This window comes from Micromonospora sp. NPDC049799 (genome assembly GCF_040656655.1).
Classification (GTDB): Bacteria; Actinomycetota; Actinomycetes; order Mycobacteriales; family Micromonosporaceae; genus Micromonospora.
Map to the genome: position 1 here is coordinate 1 of NZ_JBFAMU010000932.1, position 1,017 is coordinate 1,017.

General features: G+C 78.8%; 1 protein-coding gene. It reads left to right on the top strand.

All coding sequences use genetic code 11. The annotated features are described in order from the left end of the window. Positions 1 to 298: 298 nt before the first annotated feature. The coding region (locus AB0I76_RS30740; RefSeq protein WP_357042867.1) for an AAA family ATPase at positions 299 to 1,017 on the top strand (719 nt) is incomplete at its 3' end.

Consider the following 1,017-nt stretch of genomic DNA (forward strand, 5'->3'; position numbering starts at 1 on the left):
GCCGCGCGGGGCCAGCTTCTCCGGCGGCGTACGCGCAGCGCCCGCGCCGCCACCGCGCCGGCCGCCCACGCGACGGCGACGCCGGTCGTCCGTGCGATCCGTCCCACCGTTCCTCCCCGCCGGTCGCCCAGGGTGCCGTTGTCCGGTCCGCCGGTGCGGTGCCGCCCCGCGAACCTCTCCAGGGTCGGGCGGGGCGGGGTGAAGCCGGTTCCCCCGGAAGGGGTGAACCCGGCCGGGCGGGGTAACCGCGGGCCGCAGGACCTGGGGAGCGGCACGAGTCCGTTGGGGGTGTGGCCGAGTGCCGGAGGACCGTGGGAAGACAGGGGTCGCCGCGACCACGGCCGGTACGCCGCTGCTGGCGTCCCGGATGGGGCCACCGCCGCTGCCGGAACCGGTGGTCCTCCGGCCCCGGCTGCTGAGGGCGCTGGACGAGGGGACCGCCGGGCCGGTCACCCTGGTCTCCGCGCCCGCCGGCTGGGGCAAGACGACACTGCTCGCCTCGTGGTGGCACGCCGTCGCGGGGGCCGGCCCGGGTGCGGGTGTCGGATGGGTCGCCGTGGAGGCCGGTGACGACTCCGACCGGCTCTGGACCTACCTCGCGGCGGCGCTGCGCGCGGCCACCCGGGAGACCGACGGCAGGTCCGGGCCGCCGCTGCCCGACCGGTCCCCGCGGCCGGACCAGTTGGAGCTGCTGGCCGTGGCGCTCGCCGCCCGGGAGCAGCCGGTCCTGCTGGTCCTCGACGACCTGCACCGGATCACCGACCCGGCGGCGCTGACCGGGCTGGAGTTCCTGCTCCGGCATGCCGAGGGACGGCTGCGGCTGCTGGTCGGCGCGCGGGCCGGGCTGCCGCTGGCGGTGCACCGGCTGCGGCTGGCCGGCGAGCTGACCGAGGTCGGCCCGGACGAGCTGGCGTTCACCGGCGACGAGATCGCCGACCTGCTGACCGCCCACGGGGTGGTGCTTCCCGTGGCCGGGGTGCGCCGGCTGCGGGAGCGCACCGGGGGCTGGCCGGCCGC